15 protein-coding genes are annotated in these 17,307 nt (G+C 66.8%); 9 read left to right on the top strand and 6 right to left on the bottom strand.

The window, feature by feature from the left end; all coding sequences use genetic code 11:
• A partial coding sequence (locus K8I61_10345; protein ID MBZ0272427.1) for a type II secretion system F family protein occupies positions 1-1,156 on the top strand: 1,156 nt, incomplete at its 5' end.
• 141 nt (positions 1,157-1,297) lie between these two features.
• On the opposite strand, the gene K8I61_10340 is transcribed toward K8I61_10345, so the two are convergent.
• Entirely contained in the window at positions 1,298-2,287 is a 990-nt protein-coding gene (locus K8I61_10340) for an SGNH/GDSL hydrolase family protein (protein MBZ0272426.1), read from the bottom strand.
• Between the two features lie 140 nt (positions 2,288-2,427).
• Here K8I61_10340 and K8I61_10335 point away from each other — a divergent pair, with 140 nt between their 5' ends.
• The 4 genes from K8I61_10335 to K8I61_10320 all read left to right on the top strand — a co-directional run bounded on the left by K8I61_10335 (position 2,428) and on the right by K8I61_10320 (position 5,993).
• Positions 2,428-3,774 carry a DUF3187 family protein gene (locus K8I61_10335; protein MBZ0272425.1) on the top strand — a complete coding sequence of 449 codons (1,347 nt, stop codon included), beginning with the start codon at positions 2,428-2,430 and terminating at the stop codon, positions 3,772-3,774.
• A 25-nt stretch (positions 3,775-3,799) separates the two neighbouring features.
• The gene (locus K8I61_10330) at positions 3,800-4,801 is read left to right on the top strand and encodes a methyltransferase domain-containing protein (protein ID MBZ0272424.1); all 1,002 of its coding nucleotides are present in this window, start codon (positions 3,800-3,802) and stop codon (positions 4,799-4,801) included.
• Positions 4,802-4,923: 122 nt separating this feature from the next.
• Positions 4,924-5,490 carry a CoA pyrophosphatase gene (locus K8I61_10325; protein ID MBZ0272423.1) on the top strand — a complete coding sequence of 189 codons (567 nt, stop codon included), beginning with the start codon at positions 4,924-4,926 and terminating at the stop codon, positions 5,488-5,490.
• The gene (locus K8I61_10320; GenBank protein MBZ0272422.1) at positions 5,487-5,993 is read left to right on the top strand and encodes a hypothetical protein; all 507 of its coding nucleotides are present in this window, start codon (positions 5,487-5,489) and stop codon (positions 5,991-5,993) included. The genes K8I61_10325 and K8I61_10320 overlap by 4 nt, the downstream gene beginning before the upstream one ends.
• A gap of 147 nt (positions 5,994-6,140) precedes the next feature.
• On the opposite strand, the gene argF is transcribed toward K8I61_10320, so the two are convergent.
• From argF to K8I61_10300, 4 genes are read right to left on the bottom strand one after another with little or no spacing between them, the layout of a single operon-like run.
• Positions 6,141-7,049 (bottom strand): ornithine carbamoyltransferase, encoded by a 909-nt coding sequence (gene argF, locus K8I61_10315; GenBank protein MBZ0272421.1) that lies wholly within the window; start codon positions 7,047-7,049, stop codon positions 6,141-6,143.
• Positions 7,046-8,122, bottom strand: a complete 1,077-nt coding sequence (locus tag K8I61_10310; GenBank protein MBZ0272420.1) for an NTP transferase domain-containing protein — start codon at positions 8,120-8,122, stop codon at positions 7,046-7,048. The genes argF and K8I61_10310 overlap by 4 nt, the downstream gene beginning before the upstream one ends.
• Positions 8,123-8,126: 4 nt before the next feature.
• The gene (locus tag K8I61_10305) at positions 8,127-9,788 is read right to left on the bottom strand and encodes a GspE/PulE family protein (GenBank protein ID MBZ0272419.1); all 1,662 of its coding nucleotides are present in this window, start codon (positions 9,786-9,788) and stop codon (positions 8,127-8,129) included.
• On the bottom strand, positions 9,785-10,531 hold the full coding sequence (locus K8I61_10300; GenBank protein ID MBZ0272418.1) for a hypothetical protein: 747 nt from the start codon (positions 10,529-10,531) through the stop codon (positions 9,785-9,787). The genes K8I61_10305 and K8I61_10300 overlap by 4 nt, the downstream gene beginning before the upstream one ends.
• A gap of 139 nt (positions 10,532-10,670) precedes the next feature.
• On the opposite strand from K8I61_10300, the gene K8I61_10295 reads away from it, so the two are divergent.
• From K8I61_10295 to K8I61_10285, 3 genes are read left to right on the top strand one after another with little or no spacing between them, the layout of a single operon-like run.
• A complete protein-coding gene (locus K8I61_10295; protein MBZ0272417.1) occupies positions 10,671-12,131 on the top strand; it encodes a trypsin-like peptidase domain-containing protein in 1,461 nt (486 codons plus the stop codon).
• A complete protein-coding gene (locus K8I61_10290) occupies positions 12,100-13,464 on the top strand; it encodes a serine protease (GenBank protein ID MBZ0272416.1) in 1,365 nt (454 codons plus the stop codon). Before K8I61_10295 ends, K8I61_10290 begins: the two co-directional genes overlap by 32 nt.
• Entirely contained in the window at positions 13,449-14,993 is a 1,545-nt protein-coding gene (locus K8I61_10285; protein ID MBZ0272415.1) for a serine protease, read from the top strand. The genes K8I61_10290 and K8I61_10285 overlap by 16 nt, the downstream gene beginning before the upstream one ends.
• A 99-nt stretch (positions 14,994-15,092) precedes the next feature.
• On the opposite strand, the gene K8I61_10280 is transcribed toward K8I61_10285, so the two are convergent.
• The gene (locus K8I61_10280) at positions 15,093-15,842 is read right to left on the bottom strand and encodes a nucleotidyltransferase family protein (protein ID MBZ0272414.1); all 750 of its coding nucleotides are present in this window, start codon (positions 15,840-15,842) and stop codon (positions 15,093-15,095) included.
• 427 nt (positions 15,843-16,269) lie between these two features.
• Between K8I61_10280 and K8I61_10275 the strand changes: the two genes are divergently transcribed.
• On the top strand, positions 16,270-17,286 hold the full coding sequence (locus K8I61_10275; GenBank protein ID MBZ0272413.1) for a radical SAM protein: 1,017 nt from the start codon (positions 16,270-16,272) through the stop codon (positions 17,284-17,286).
• The last annotated feature ends 21 nt before the right edge of the window (positions 17,287-17,307 follow it).

Below are 17,307 nucleotides of genomic sequence, written 5' to 3'. Positions count from 1 at the left end.
GTTGCCGCCGGCGTACGCCTCGCGTCCGGCCCCGGCGGCCGGCGGCAACGGCGGTGCGACCGGGTCCGCGAGCTGGGAGGTGCCGGTCCAGTTCAAGTTCACCGGACGCCGCACGCCGCCCCGCGAGGTCAACACCTTCCTGCGCCAGCTTTCGACGATGCTCAGCTCGGGCATCCCCCTTTCGCGCGGCCTGGAGGTGCTCACCGAACGCACCCGTGACCAGAAACTGCGCGGCGCGATCGCCCGCGTGCTCGACGACGTGGAACGCGGCAGCCAGTTCTGGTCGGCGCTCGCGCGTCACCCCGAGCTGTTCAACCCGATGACGGTGAACATCATCCGCACGGGCGAGGAGAGCGGATCGCTCGTCAAGGTCATGGACTACCTCGCCACGTACCGCGACCGCGAGGAAGACATGGCGCGCATGGTGCAGCGCGCGGTCACCTATCCGATGATCATCCTCATCATCGCGCTTGGCGTCATGCTCCTCGTCCTCACGACGATCATCCCGCAGTTCGCGGTGCAGTACTCGCGCGCGCAGGTCGAGCTGCCCTGGCCGACGCGCCTCATCATCAACTTCTCGGAAGCCGCGACCAACGTCGGCCTCGTCTTCTTCGTGCTTGTGGCATTCGGCATCTGGATCTACCGGCGTTCGGACCAGGTCGGCGGCATCAAGAACTTCGTCGACCGCATGAAGCTGAAACTCCCGGTGTTCGGCCGCGTGCTGACGAACATCTACACCGTGCAGTTCTCGGCGATGCTCGCGATCCTGCTCAAGGCCGGCCTCCCCATGCCGCGCGCGCTCGATCTTGTGCGCGACACCATGCCGAACGTGCTGTTCAAGGACGCCTTCGCGTTCGTGAAGGACAGCATCGAAAAGGGACGCACGCTCAACGAGTCGTTCCAGCCCATCGACGTCGTTCCGCCGCTCGTGAAGGACATGGTCGCCGTCGGCGAGGAGGCGGGGACGCTGCCGCTTGTCCTCGACCAGATCACCGCGATCTACCAGAAGGACGTCGACCACGAAACCGCGATGATGGGCGAGCTCATCGAGCCCTTCCTCATCCTCGGCCTCGGCGTCATCGCCGGTTTCATCGCCATTTCGATCTTCTGGCCCTACGTCAAGATGGTGCAGGTCGTCGGCGCTCCGACGCCGTAAAATCCAAATCGAACGCGGAAGTCGAACGGGCCGGCCAACCGCCGGCCCTTTTTTTCATCCCGCTCCCGATCCCGATCCAGGAATGTATAGGTCCTATAGGACCCACAGGACCTATGTCACCGCCCAATCCTCGACCAGTCTTTATTCCCCGACGATCGCCTCCCGCAGCGCTTGCGCGATCGCCGCGTGGCCCGCGGGGGTCGGGTGCACGTTGTCCGGCGACGGAAAGATCACCGCCGCGCCGGCTTCCCGCGCGGCTCGAAGGGGCGGCATCACATCGACCGCCGGCGCGTGGATGCGGTGCGTCTCCTGTTTCAGGGTTCCGTCCTCTTCCAGATAGGGCGGCGCGATGAACAACGCGCGCGCGTTCATCGAGCGCGCGTAGGAGGCGATCTTGTCGAGATTCTCGTGATACGCCTCGATCGAAACGCGTTCGAGCGGCGGACCCGATCGCGCGGCCAGCAAACGCCGCGCGTCGACGAGCACCGTGCGCATGGCCGAGTAGATCGCAAGCCGCGAAAGGCCGCTCGACGCGCGTTTCGCGGCAAGCGTGTCGGGCCGGGGCTGAGCCTCGTCGGAAAAGCCGATCGCTTCGAACCCGTCGTTGATGCCGAAGTAGGCGACGACGACGCTTGGCGCGAACCGCCCCGCGTACGTCTGAAAATACCGAAGCCCTTGCAGGCTTGTGTACCCGGGCACGCCGAAATTCAGCACGCGCGCCGTTGCGTAGCGATCGGGTTTGCCCGGCGGATCGCCGAGCGCATCGAGATCCGCGGCGAGCAGGCTTTCGAGAACGGCCGCGTAGGTGTTCTCGTACGGCACCCCGCCCTCGCCAAGGCCAAAGGTGCACGAATCGCCAAGGCAAATCACCCGGAATTCGTCGTCCCGCCGCTCGATCGGCGCGATCGGCCCGCGAAAACCCGCCTCATTGACCTGCCACGCCGCGTTGTCGGGCCGGAGCTTCCAGAAAAGATACGGATCGCGCTCAAAACCCGTCTGGTCGCGATGCGGATTGGAAAAGCGCAGATACGGGCCCCGTTCCGTCACCCGCGGCCACGCGAAACGGATCGCGATCTCGAAAAGGAACAGCGCGCCAATGACGGCCGCGGCGGCAAGCAGAACGCGTCTCATGCGGCGCGATCGTAGCAACAACGCCCGCCCGGTCAAAGGCGCCGTTTCGAACGAACGCCGGCGAGGAGCGAACGTCGAAAAGCGCCCGCCATCGAGCACGCCTGCTTGACTTGAGCCGGAAAAAAGGCGAAGGCGCTGGCATGCTCGATTCCCGTCGTGGCGCGCGTGATGGTGCGTTCCGCGCGCATGCGCTTGGCGTGCGCGCGGCCCGTGTATGGCTCTCCGCCGGCCTGTTTCTTGCCGCCGTTTTCGCGGCGATGCCCGCGCCGGCGCAAGACGCGCCGTTGCAGGAGATCTCCGACGAGACGATCTTCGGCGAGGCGTGCGTGTGCGAACAGGCGCAGGCGAACATCTTTCCCGATCCGTCGATCTCGCGATCGCGCGCGCTTGACGGCGCGGGCGCCGCGGCGTTCTCCGCGTTCGGCGCGCCGACGCTGCACAACATCGCGAACGTGGTTCAGGTTTCGCACACGCAGCTTCTGTTCGACGTCGTGCTGCAGGAAGACAGCCAGCGCGAGCAGACCGAATCCGACGCGATCGACCGACGGCACGTGCGCCTGCACTACACGCCGGGCGTGACCGCCATCGTTCCGTTGGCGGGCAAAAGCGCCGCCGGTTTCGGCGGCAATTTCGTGGCGCTCGGATCGATCGCTCATCGCGTCACGGACGGCGACTCGCGCGTGCGCAGCGACGCGGCGTTCGGCAGCCGGTCGCGCAAGCTCTCCAACACCGTGAAAATGCGCACGCAGGCGACGAATGTGCGCGCGGGCCTGACGTACGGGTTCAACGACTGGGTGGCGCTTGGTGTCGCCGGGCGCGGGGCTCTGTGGCAATACGCGGACATCATCCATTCGTTCAGCTTCAACGACTACGCGATTCCGCGGACGTGGGAGACGGACCGCGCGAATTGGGAAGGCGGCGCTTTCGCCACGGCCGCGTCGCCGGAGGTGGGCTTCTTGCTACGGCCGTTCAAGGCCTTGCAGCTCGGCGTCGCGTACGAGCACGGCGGCAACGGGCGCACCACGCTGACGACCGACCAGGAATACCGCATCGTGCGGCCGGCCGAGGATTTCGTCGACCGGCGCGATGTCGATGTGGATGTGTATTCCGTGCTGGCGCCCCGGCTTGTCGCGGGGCTCGCGTACAATCTGCCGAACGGCCTTCAGTTCCTGGCGGAATATTATTGGCGCCGCCCGATGGAGCGCGACGATATCGAGCTTCTGACCGAGCGGCATCGCGGCACGCTGGCCGCGGAGTATTTCCTCGTGCACGAGTTCGCGCTGCGCGCGGGCCTTTCGTACACGGCGGACGAGGAAGAGGCGTTCGACGGCATGCCGGGCTTTGGGTTCGGCCTCTCGTTTCTGGGCGCCAACGAGCGTTTTCTCGCCGACGTGGATTTCCGCTATCACGGCGTGTCCCGCGCGGACGACGGCATCAATCGCGGCAGCGAGATCGCCGGCGGCCTGATGCTCGGCACCGCGTTCTGACCGCCGCGCCTTCCGGCCAGGCATCATGACGAGCGCATTTTTCCCTCCGGTCCCGACCGGCATCGATCGGACGTGCCCGGTCTGCGGCGACGCGGCGCCCGCGACCGAAACGACGCGCGGCGGCGCAACGATCCGCGCCTGCGCGTCGTGCGGCCTGTGGTACAAGCCGCACGATCCCGCGCGATACGAGGACGTGCAGGAGGGCCTCTATCACGACGCGCGCGGCATGGCCGCCGTGCGCAAGTCGGTGAAGGTGGCGCGCGACCGCGTCGATTTCCTCAAGGCGCATCGTCCGGGCGGGGAGCTTCTCGAGATCGGCTGCGCCACGGGCGAGTTTCTGGAAAAGGCGCGCGACGCGGGATTTTCCGTGCACGGCATCGACGCCTCCGCGGCCTACGCCGCTTTTGCCGCGGCCAAGGGGCTCGACGTTCGCCACGGGCAGCTCGACACGGCGGTTCGCCCGGGCGAAGCGTTTGACGCGATCGCGATGTTCCATCTGTTCGAGCACGTGGAGCGGCCGGTCGAATTCCTGGAAAAGCTGCGTGCGCGCCTTGGCGAGGGCGGCGTCGTTTTCATCGTCAGCCCGAATCGCCTAAGCCCGATCACAAGCGTGCTCGGCGTATGGCACCCGAATTTTCAGCAGGAGGATCACCTGCTGTTTTTCGATCCCGCGTCGATGGCGGATGTCGCGCGGCGCGCCGGGTTTTCCGTCGTCGCGACACGCACGAAGGAATACCCGTGGGCGATCTTCTACGCGCTGCGCGGCGGGATCCTGACATGGTTGAAGCACCCGGCGTCCGCGGCGCCAAGCGCCGCGCGGCCCGCGACGGCGCAAGCGCCCGCGAGCCGCCCGCGACCGTCGTGGAAATCGCGCGTCAAGGACCGGCTTCGCCCGATTTACGGCGCGATCTACAAGCACGGCCCGTGGTTTTTGGGGCTGGCGCTTTATCCGGTCATGCGGATGTACGGGTGGATTGTCGATCGGCGCGGCCGGGGGCACGAGATATGGATGATCTTGCGCGCGTAACGGCAAGCGGAAAGCGCAATGGCGCGTTGCCGGATTGGCGCGCGTTTCGCGCCGGCCGGCGATTCGGTTAGAATCGATCGCCGATCGCCGCGCGCGCGGCCGCGTCTATATTCGGAAACGCCATGATCCGCGAAGAAGACCTGAAGACCCTCCTCGAAACGCACGCCAGGCGCGAGCTCGACCTGTGCGAGTTCAAGCCGGCGTCCGTACTGATTCCGATCCTCGCGCACGGCGGCGCGCCGCGCGTCGTGGTGACGGTGCGGACCGGTGAGGTGGAGCATCACAAGCATCAGATCAGCTTTCCCGGCGGCCGGCGCGACGAAGGCGAAACCGACGAGGAAGCGGCGCTGCGCGAGGCGCACGAGGAGATCGGCCTTGCGCCGTCGGCCGTGCGCATCGTCGGGCGCCTCGACGACATCTACACGATCTCCGACTATCGCGTGATCCCGTTTGTCGGCTGGATCGACGAGCCGGTGACGCTCGTGCCGAACGAGCGCGAGACGGCGAACATTCTCGAAATCCCCATCGTCGACCTTCTCGATCCGTCGATCTGCCGCACGGAGGACTCCGAATTCAACGGCGTGCCGATCACGATGTACTTTTTCTACTGGCGCTCGCACGTGATCTGGGGCGCGACGGGGCTCATCATGGGGCAGTTCCTGGACTTCTGCCGAAAGGTCTTCGCATGATCCGACGCCTGGCTATCCTGTTTTCGGTCGCGGCGCTTGCGATGTTCGCGGCGAGCGCCTGCAAAAAGGACACGGCCGCGCCGGAGTCCGCGCCGGAACCCGAATTTCTCGAGGAGCTCGGGGCGGCGCCGCCGCCGCGAGCCGCCATCGGCGATTACGTCGTCGTGGAGCTGAACGTCGTGCCCGCGCGGCACCTGGAGTTTGACCCGGAGCGGCCGGTCGAGGTCTATCCGCCTTCCGGCGTGCCGTTCGAATTCGAGAAGAATGTGTATGCCATCGAGCGATTCGAGACGTTTCCGCTCGAAGTCCCCTTCCTGGTCACGAACGAGGCGAAAAAAGGTGAATACGAACTGAAGTTCGGCATGCGGATTTTCTATCGGGCCCGCGCCGACAACGCGCGCCTGACGCGCACCGAGATGATCACCGTCCCCGTCCGCATCATCCCCGTCCGCCGCTCGGGTCCGGAAAAACACGCCTACCGCATCGAATACATGCTGGAATAGCGCTCGTCTCGGATTGGCTTTTTCGATCAGGCGGGAATGCCGCAGCGAACGGAGCCGCGACTGTCGGGGAGCGTTCGCCCGATTCGCATCGTGAGCCGGCACAGAGCCGCGACCGTCAGGGAGCGGGTGGCTTCGCCGACCGACGCGTCACTCCCCCGCCATCAGCGCCGCCAGCACCGCCTTCTGTACGTGCAGGCGATTTTCCGCCTCGTCCCACACGCGCGATCGCGGCCCTTCGAAAACGGCCTCGCTCACCTCCTCGCCGCGGTGCGCGGGCAGGCAATGCAGAAAGATCGCGCCGGGGTCCGCGAGCGCCATCAAATTCTCGTCGACGCAATATCCGGCGAACGCCGTCGCGCGCGCCTTCGCCTCGTCCTCCTGCCCCATGCTCGCCCACACGTCGGTCGTCACAACGTGCGCGCCGGCGGCCGCCTCGCGCGGATCGCGCACGATCGACACGTCCGCGCCGCGCGTTTTCGCGGCGGCGAGAACGCGCGCATCCGGCTCGTAGCCTTCCGGGCACGCCAGGCGAAGCGTAAAGCCGAGCACGCTCGCCGCGTTGATCCACGAATTCGCCATGTTGTTGCCGTCGCCGATCCACGCCACCGCGTGCCCGCCGATTTCGCGGAACGCCTCGCGCATCGTGAACACGTCGGCGAGCACCTGGCACGGGTGCAGAAGATCCGAAAGGCCGTTGATGACCGGCACGCTCGCGTACGCCGCGAATTCGGCCAGCCGCTCCTGCGCGAACGTGCGGATCATGACGCCGTCCACCATGCGCGAAAGCACGCGCGCCGTGTCGCGGATCGGCTCGCCGCGGCCGAGCTGGATGTTCTCCGACGCCAGAAACAGCGCGTGCCCGCCGAGCTCGTACATGCCGACCTCGAAACTGACGCGCGTGCGCGTGCTCGCCTTCTCGAAGATCATGCCGAGCGTGCGTCCCGCGAGTGGTGCCTGGCCGTCGCGCCGCGTTTTCTTCATGCGCGCCGCGTCGTCAAGAAGGCGCGTCAGCTCCTCGCGCGTAAAATCCGCGAGCGAAAGAAAGTGCGTTGTCATGCGATATCCCCGCGCCGCTTGCGTGCGCCGCGCGCGGCCTTGCCGTCGATGACCGTGAACGACGGGACGTGCCCGCCCGCGAGCACCGGCACGTCGTGTAGCACGACGTAGGGGTCGAGCCGCGCACCGTCGCCGACGGACCCTCCGTTCACCACGCATCCCTGTCCGATGACGCACCCGCTTCCAACGCGCGCGCCTTCGCTGAGAGTCACCTGCGGATGAAGCACGGTGTTGACGCCGATCGTCACGTCCTCGTCCACGTACGTCGCGGCTGGATCGACGATCGTGACGCCCGCGCGCATGTGCGCGTCGAGAATCTCCGCGCGCACCTTGGCCGACGCGGCGGCGAGGTCCGCGCGCGAGTTGACGCCCAATGTCTGCCACGCGGCGGGCGTCGCCACGGCGCGGCAAACAAGCCCGCGACCGACCGCGAGCGCTATGATGTCCGTCAGGTAATATTCACCCTGGTCGTTGGCGCGCCCCACGCGGCGCAACAGGTCAAACAACGCGCCCGCGTCGACGGCGTAAATGCCCGCGTTGGCCTCGCGGATTTTCTTTTGCCCGGGCGTTGCGTCCCGCTCTTCCACGTTGGCGACAAGTTCGTCTTTCGGCCCGCGCACGATGCGCCCGTATCCCCGGGGATCGTCCGGGAAAAACGACATCGCGGTCAGATGCGCGCGCGACTTGCGATGGCCGGCGACAAAATCGCGAAGCGTCGGGGCGGTGACGAGCGGCACGTCCCCGGACAGGATCAGCACGTCGCCGGAAAAATCCGAAAGCGCGCGCTTCGCGGCCAGCACCGCATGCCCGGTGCCAAGGCGCTGCCGCTGCGTTGCGAACGCCAGTCGCTTGTCCGAAAAGCCGCGGCGCACGGTTTGTTCGACGTCTTTGGCCTGGTGGCCGACGACCACAACGACGCGCGCCGGACGAAGCGCGAGCGCCCGCTCGACGACGCGCAGGATCATCGGCCGGCCGGCGACCTCGTGCAGCACCTTGGCGAGATCGCTTTTCATCCGTGTGCCCTGCCCGGCCGCGAGGATGACGACGGCGAGTTGTCGGGATCGCGCGCTCATGCCGTCAGGAGACGGCCACGGGCCGCGGGCCTTTCTTGTAACGCGAGTGGCGCTTGATCTGCGACGCGATCTGGCGCATCGGCAAGACGCGCACCAGCTCGTCGAGCGTCGTGAAGCGCTGTTCCACCTTGCGCAATCCGTCGAACACGAGCGGCGCCATGCCGCCTCGCATCACGGCCTCGTGTACCTCGTCAAGGGGCACCTCGGCGTAGATCATCCGCTGGATTTCGTCATCCACGATGAACAGCTCGAAAACGCCGATGCGCCCGCGGAAACCCGTATAGCTGCAAAATTCGCAGCCGCGCCCGCGGACATACGGCGGCGCCGGCGCCTCGTCGAGAAACTGCTCGATCACCTCGTCGTCCGGCGTGTATTCCTCGCGACAGTGCGGGCAGATGCGGCGAACGAGCCGCTGGCTCAGCACGCCGAGCAGCGACGAACCGATCAGCTCGTGATCGAGCCCCAGCACGCCGAGCCGCGAAATCGCGCCGATCGAGTCGTTCGTGTGCAGCGTGGAGAGGATGAGATGCCCCGTCTGCGCCGCCTTGCACGCCACGTCTGCCGTGTCCTCGTCGCGGATCTCGCCGATGAGCAGGATGTCCGGATCGTGCCGCAAAAACGCGCGCGCCATGTCCGCGAATCCGAATTTCGCGGTGATCTGCTTTTGCGACACGCCTTCGATATTGTATTCGATCGGATCCTCCGCGGAGAGGATTTTGTTGTGCGGCGAGTTGATTTCCTTGAGCGACGCGTACAGCGTCGTCGTCTTGCCCGAACCCGTCGGCCCGGTGACGAGGATCATCCCCTGCGGATTGTGGATGAGCCGCCGGTACGTCTTGAGATCCTGGCTCGTGAAGCCCAGAAGCTCCAGGCTGATCGGCGCCATCGACTTGTCCAGGATGCGGAGCACGATCTCCTCGCCGAACGGCCCCGGCAACACGGAGATGCGATACGGAACGTCGTAGTCGCGCCCGGCGCGGATCGTGCGCAACAGGACGCGCCCGTCCTGCGGCGAGCGGCGCTCGGAGATATCCAGGTTCGCCATCACCTTCAGGCGGTTGATGACCTCGTCGATGTTGTCCTTGTTGAGCTGCGTATCGACCTTGTGCAACAGCCCGTCGAGCTTGTAGCGCACCTTCACTCGCTTGCGCTCGTTTTCGATGTGCACGTCCGTCGCGCCGCGCTTCAGCGCGTCGAGCAGGACGTTATTGACGATCTCCACCACCGCGCTGCCGCTTCCGCCGACCGGCTCCAGCCCTTCGATCGCGTTGCCCCGAGGCTCGGCCGGCCGGCCCGACCCCGCCTGCACGCGCTCGTCCTCCGGCGTGTCCGTCGGCTGCCGCGCGTCGAGCAAGCCGGACAGGTTCGGATCGTTCGCCGGGTCCGGCGTGTAAATGCCGTACGCGATGTTTAGCGCCTTGTTCACCTCGTCGCGAGTCAGGCGAAACGGCACGATGCGCCGGGGCGCGAACTTGCGATAAATCGTGTCGAGCGTCGAAAGGTTGTCCGGCTCCGCGACGCCGACCGTCACCGCCTCGTCGCCGTACGGATCCACCTCGCCGAGCACGACGACCGACGCCGAGTAGCAGAAGAGCTGCGGCAACAAACGAACGCTCTCCGGATCGATCGCGTAGCCCGATACCGTTTTTTTCGTCTCGTTCGTCATGAACGCTCCGGTCCGCCCGCGCCGTTCTTGCCGGCGCCGAAAACGAGGCGCCGCGGGTTATCGCCCATCAGCCGGGCGGCCACGTCGTCCCCATATTTGCGAAGTTCGCGCAACCCGTCCTCGTAACACGGCGCGATCATCCCCGTGTTGTGCACATCGCTGCCCACGCAATCCGCCAGATCGTGTTCGATCATATAGTGCGCCGCCTTGGCCACGCGCCGGCCGTAAAGGCCCGCGAGGCTTCCGAGATTCACCTGCAACAAAAATCCCGCGTCCGCAAGCTCGCGCGCGCTTTTGGGATCCTCGGCCACGTCGCGATAGCGCTCGACGTGCGCGAGGATCGGCAACAGCCCCTTCACGCGCAGGCGAAAGGCGATATCCCGCGCGAAATGCGGAATGCGCATCATCGGCATCTCCACGAGCAGCGCCGCGCCGCCGGCGAGCGTCTCCGGGCCCGTGGCCAGCCGATTCAGGAATACGTCGTCCATATAATGCTCGGCCCCGTCGTGCAGGCGAACGGCGATCCCCGCCGCGTCGGCCTCTCGTTGCAGCGCCTCGCGACGCAGGCGCGCATCGTCGCGATCGCACGAATACACCCCCGCCATCTCGTGCCGCGAAAGCACCACGTCCGCGATCCCCGCCTGGGATGCCGCGGCCAGGCACGCGAGCGACTCCTCGACGGTCTTCGCGCCGTCGTCCACCTCGGGCAGCAGATGGCAATGAATGTCGAGAAATGCCGTCATTTCGCAGGTTTCCATCCGGCGCGGACTATATCGCATTCGACGGGATGAATATAGAATGACACGTCTTTCGCCGCGGCGGAACGGTGGTTTTGCCGCGTTTTTGTATTTCGATCGCGGGGGCGCTTTCGGAGCGATGAAAATGGGAGCCCGCCTCATTTCGCGCGAACATCCACCGTCGCGCCTCGCCGCGCGCGGGCGGTTCGGCGCCGCTTTTCTCGTCTTTGCGTTCGCGGCCGCCCTATCCGGCGCCGCGTGGGCGAACGATTCGCGGACCGTTGCGCCGATCCTCGCGTCCGCCGCGTCTTTCGACGCTCCCGCGCCGCTTGCCGAACGCGATCTCGCCGGCGTGCTTGCGATCGAACCCGCCCTGGTCATCGCCCCCGACGTACAATCGACCGGCCCCGCGATGAAATCCGACGGGCGCCTTCTTGCCGGCCGCCATGTTGATGCGCCCGCGCTCGCGGACGGCGCGTGGACGGTGATGCCCGGCTCACGGCGCGCGCTCGCCGTGTCCGCGCCAGGCGCCCGCTTCACGCGCCTTCACATCGACGCGACCGATTTCGCGGGGCGGCTCGTTCTCGTCGGACGCGCGGGCGTGCCGATCGATCTGACCGATCGTGCGCACCGGAGCTCGCCGTTCTGGTCGCCTGTGGTCGCGGGCGACATCGCCGTGCTGATCCTTCAAGACGGCGGCGCGCCGCCTCGCGTGACGCGTGTCGCCTACGGTTTTGCCGATCCCTTCGGCGGGCCCAAGGAGCAGGGCTGCCACATCGACGTGGCCTGCCATGCCGAAATCGCGCCGTATGCCGCGGGCGTCGGCCTGCTGTTTTTCGAGGACGGCGGATTCAGCTATCTGTGCACGGGTTCGCTTCTCGCGGACGTGCCCGCGTCGATGACCCCCTGGCTGCTCACCGCGCATCACTGCATCGGCGATCAGGCGACCGCCGAATCGCTCGAGGTCGTCTGGCACGACGAGGCCGCGTCCTGCGGCGGCGCCGCGCCGCTGATCGACGCCCTGCCGTCCACACTCGGGGCGGATTACGTGGACGGATCGTTTCTCTCGGACTTCGCGCTGCTGCGTCTTTTCGACGATCCGCCGGATACCGCGTCGTATCTCGGCTTCTCGCTCGACCCGCCCGCCGCCGACGAGCCGATCACGGTGATTCATCACCCCGCCGGCACGAAAAAACGCGTCACGTTCGGCGCCTTCGCGGGCAACCTTTTCACGCACTGGCGCGCGATCTACACGGACGGATCGACCGAAGGCGGCTCGTCGGGTTCGGCGCTTTTCAACGACGACATGCTGATTATCGGGCAGCTCTCCGGCGGCGGCGCGGCGTGCAGCCGTATGAACGCGACGGACAGTTTCGGGAAGCTCTCGCTGTCCTGGGCACTCGGTCTGTCCGCGTGGCTCGACGGCGAGCCGCCCGCGTCGACGACCACCACCACCGAGCCCACAACCACGACGACGATCCCGGATAGCGGAGACGACGATGCGACGGATGATGATGACGCGACCAACGATGACACCGGCGACGACGCGGCCGACGCGGCAAGCGGAGACGACGATGACGATGACGGCGACGGCTGCGGCTGCTGACTCGCGCGGCGTCGCGTGGCGCGCGGCGTTCGCGGCTCTGATCGCGGCCGCCGGCCTTCTGGCGCTGGCGCGTCCGGTGTTTGCGGATATGACGCCTGCGCGCGCGATCGAGTTGCCGCCCGCGGACGATCTTCGGCGCGCCGCTTTCGACGCGCCCCGATTTGACGATCGTTCCACGAAAAAACCGCGCATCGTCGGCTACCCCGCCGGGCTCGCGCCGCTTGCCCGCGCCGACTGGCTCGCCTCGCATATCGACGGCGAACCCGCGTGGCGAATCGCGCTGCACGCGGGCGGCGCCGCGTTCCTCCGTGCGCATTTCGCCGCCCTGCCCACGTCTCCCACGTGGAGCGTCACGTTTGTCGGCGAGGACGGCGTCGAGCAAATGGTCGGCGCCGGCGACGTGCGCGGCGCCGAATTTTGGGGGCCGCTTGTCCCGGGCGACACGATGATCGTCGAGCTGCGCGGCGTGGACGATCCGTCGCTGTTTGACATCGACCGCGCCAGCGTCGGGACCGAGCGCTTCTGGATGCCCGGACCCGAAAAGGAAGGGAGCTGTTATGTCAACCTGGCGTGCGAAAACGCGTGGCTCGACACGGGAAGCGGAGTCGCCATGATCCTCTTCGAGGAGTCGGATTTCTCCGCGCTTTGCAGCGGTTCGCTGCTCAACGACAAGTTCGGCTCCGAACGGCCGTTTTTCCTGTCCGCGTACCACTGCGTAAATAATGAAGCCGAGGCCGACACCACCATCGTGTTCTGGGATTTCCAGACAAGCTCCTGCACCGGCACGCCGCCCTCGCCGAACTCCGTGCCGCGAACGTTTGGATCGCGATTTCTGGCCGGCAACTTCGACCTGGATTATTCGCTGCTGATCCTCGACGACGATCCGCCCGACGACGCCTCGTTCCTGGGATGGACGACATCGGATCTGAAGGACGGCGAGGACGTGGTGACGATTCACCATCCGGGCGGCACGCACAAACGCATCAGCTTCGCCGAGATCATCGGTGATACGTTCGAATATTGGGGCGTGCGTTACGTCGAAGGCTCAACCGAGGGCGGCTCGTCCGGCGCGCCGCTGTTCAATGAAGATCGTCAGATCGTCGGATATCTTTCCGGCGGCACGGCCTCCTGCACCGCGATGGGCGAACCGGACTTCTTCGGCAAGTTCGGCCGCGCCTACGAAAACGGCATCGGCTCGTTTCTCACCAGCGCGTCGCTGCCCACGACGACCACATCGACAACCTTCGACGGCGGCCCCGGCGGCGCCTCCGATGACGACGGCCTCGGGCCGACCGGCGGAAACGATGGAGGCGGCATTTGCTGCGGATGTTGACGTCGATCATGCTCATCGCGTCCGCCGCCGTGGCGGCGCCCGCGGCTCTCGAAGCCGCACGCGCGCTTTTGAACGCCGATTCAAACGCACCGGCCATCTCGATCCCCGCGCGCGTCTCGCCCGCGGATGATTATTGGCCGCCGGACGCGACGCCGGACCTCGGCCTTGGCGCGATGCCTTCCGTGTCGATCGTCGCGCGGGACGCGCAGCGAGATGCGGCCATCGCCGCCGCGCGCGACGACGCGGCGGCGCGCAAGGTGCGCGTCGTGTCCGCGCACGTTGACGTACCCCGGATCCGCGAAGGCGACTGGCGAATCGAGACGCTGCCCGATGGACGCACGCGCCGCCGCATGACGATCGCCTCGCCGGGCGCGACGTTTCTTCGCCCTCATGTCACGGCATGGCCGGGCGGAAATTTCGACGTCCACGTACGCGGCACGGATGGGATGGTGCGCCGGCTCGCGCCGACCGCGACCGCCGCCACGAGCGATTTCTGGGGTCCGGCCGTGTCCGGCGACGCGATCGAGATCGTCGTCGACGGCGCCGGCGCGGCGCCTGCTATTGCGATCGACCGCCTCGCGCACGGGCTCGTTTGGCCGGGCGCGGGGCTCGAGCTCGGCTGCTACCTCGACGTCACGTGTTACGACGATTGGAAGGACGCGCGCACCGGCGTCGCGGAGATCTACATCGAGTCGACCTGGGGCGGGTATAGCTGCACGGGGAGCCTTCTCTCGGACACCGCCGGCAGCCTTCGCCCGTGGTTCCTCACGGCGAACCACTGCCTGTCGACCGTCGCGGAGGCCGACTCGGTGATCGTCTTCTGGAACTTCCACACCGCCGCCTGCAACGGCGCGCCGCCGAATCACGAAACCCTTCCGACCTCGTCCGGATCGGAAATCGCGGCAAAAAACGGGCAATCGGATTTCACCCTGCTGCTGCTTGACGAAAACCCGCCGCCGGGAACGACCTACCTCGGCGTCTCGACCGCGCCGCTGTTACCCGGCGCGCCAATCACGGTCGTCCATCATCCCGACGCGGCGTACAAGCGCATCACCTTCGGCAACGTCACCGGCGTCGGCGGCGACTTCTGGACGGTGCTGTACACGGAAAGCTCCACGGAAGGCGGCTCCTCCGGCTCGCCGCTTTTCAACGCGAGCAAGCAGGTGGTCGGCCAGCTTTGGGGAGGCGAGGCGCTCTGTACGCGCATGTGGGGCACCGACGATTTCGGCAAGATTTCCTCGTCCTGGAACCTGGGACTGGGCGACGCGCTCGACTCGCCCGCGCCGACCACGACCACCACGACCACGCTCCCGGGTACGACGACCACCACGACGCACGCGCCTTCGGATGACGATGACGATTTTGACGATGACGATTTTGACGACGACTCGGCCCTCGGCAACGACGACGCGGCGGACGACGACGCGGCGCTTGACGATGACGACGGCGGCGATCCCGACGGTCTCGACTCCAATTACGAGAAATCGCCCGAAGACGCGGGTGATTCCGCGGGCGGCTGCGGCTGTTAGGCAGCGGTCAGCGAACAGCGAACAGCGATAAGCCGCGGATGCTGTTGGAAACCTGATAGCTGAAAGCTGACAGCTGACAACTGACAGCTCTAATGCGTCTTACGACGCCGAACGGTCGTTCGCCGGTTCGCGCTGCTCTTCCACGGCGCGCGCCTCGGCCAGGCGCTCGGGCGTGCCGACGTCCGAACTGAACCCCCGGCAAACGTAAGCGCCCACCTTCATCCCGCGCTCGATGGCAAGCGCGATCGCGTCGGTCAGGTACAGCTCGCCGCTCGGCGCGGGTGTCACGTCGTCGATCAGATCGAACAGCCGGTGATCGGCAAGCACGATGCCGCGTTTGTTTAGATTCGTCGTGCTCGCGCCGCGCGGCGGCTTCTCGACGATGCGCGTCACGCGATCGCCTGTCACGTACACCGCCGCGCCCTCGAACGGATCGTCGATCTCGTCGCACATCACCGAGATGTCGAAGTCGCCCGCAAGGTGCATTTCCAGAAACGCGCGGTAATTGGACGGATCATGAATGTAGATGTCGCCGTACGCGATGAAAAACGGGTTGGTCATCACTTCGGTCGCCGTCAGGCCGACCGCGTGCGCGGTACCGCGCGCCTCGTCCTGGCGGACAAAGGCCGTCGAGACCTCCCAGCGCGAACCGTCGCCGAAAAACGATTCGACCTTCTTGCCCAGATAACCGGTCACGAAAACCACCCGGTCCACGCCCGCCGACACGAAGCCCCGCAACACGTGCTCGGCAAGCGGATGCGGTCCGACGGACACGAGCGCCTTGGGGATCGCGTTCGTCAGCGGACGCAAGCGCGTTCCGGCACCCGCCGCCAGAATGACGCCATCCATGCGTGAGGCCTCCCGAACCTCGTTACGATGGGAAAGTTTGTCCATCATAAACACGAATCGGTGTACGGTGAACAGAGCCGCGTTGACGGCCGCGCTGCAACAGGGGCGAGCCGGATCCTTCGCTTCGCTCGGGATGACGACGCCACGCTCTCTGCGTCTCCACGCTCCGCGCTTTCCGCGCCTCCGCGCCTCCGCGCGAGCTGCGATTCCTCGATCTCCGTGCCTCCGCGCCTCCGCGTGAGCTGCGATTCCTCGATCTCCGTGCCTCCGCGCGATCTGCGATTCCACTCAATCCACAATCCTCGATCCTCAATCCTCGATCCTCAATCCTCAATCCTCAATCCTCAATCCTCGATCCTCCTCCCTCGATGCACTCCCCGGCGCAATCATGTATGCTGGCCGGCGGCAACACGCATTCGAATATTCCATGGGAAACACGGCCTTTCAAATCCTGCGCATCGGCTACGGCACGCTCGCGTACCGCGTGCTTGGCCGGCGCCGTCCGTTGCACGTCAGCGTCGCGCTCGAACCGCGCGCGACGTGGTTCGAGCGCGCCGGCGGCGGGCCATCGATGCCGCCCGACAACGCCCGCCGGCTCGTCGGCGAGATCGCGGCGGCCGGCGCGGTCGCCGTGACGTTTCGCGGCGGTGAGCCGCTCGTGCGCGGCGATATCGGCGAACTCATCCGCGCCGCGAAGGACGTGCGCCTGAACGTGCGCGTCGTGACCAACGGCCTTCGCGCGGCGGCGCGCGCGGACGAGTTGGCCGCGGCGGACACCGTCGCCATCGCGCTCGAGGGCACAATCGAAACGCACGACGCGCTTTTCGGCGCGGGCGCGTGGGACGCCGCGATCGAGGCGATCAAGGCGCTCGCCGGGCGGGTCGCCGTCGAAACGCGCACCGTGCTCACGCGGGCGACCGCGGACGACGTCGATGACATCCTTCGCCTCGCGCGGCGCTTCGGATTTCGCGCCGGATTTCACGTGCTGCATGACGGCGACGGCCGCGAGGCGCTCCCGCCGCTTCCCGAGGACGAGGAGAACGCCGAGGACCGCGCCATCCGCCGCGCGCTGCGCCGCCTGATTGCCGCGCGCCGCGCCGGCGATCCGGTCGCGAACGCGCTGGCCGATCTTCACCACCTGCGCGGATGGGCGCGTTTCCGCGAGCCCGTGCGCGAGGATCCGCTGGCTCATCTGCCCTGTTACGCGGGCAATCTGTTCGCGCACGTCGACGAGATCGGCGACGTGTTCGCCTGCTCCCTGTCGATCGGGCGCGAGGGAGCGGCGAACGCCTTCCGCGACGGTTTCGCCGCCGCGTTTCGGCGCGCGTCGCGCGGCGGGTGCAACGCGTGCGACGCCCTTTGGCTCGTCGAACAAAACCGCCTGGGCACGCTCGCGCCGTCGTCGGCCGTCCACTTCCTGTCCACGCCCGCCGGCCGGGGCTGACGCGCGGGTGCGCCGCCGCCG

Source organism: bacterium, assembly GCA_019912885.1.
Lineage (GTDB): Bacteria > Lernaellota > Lernaellaia > JACKCT01 > JACKCT01 > JAIOHV01.
This window is presented reverse-complemented; position numbering and strand designations above follow the sequence as displayed.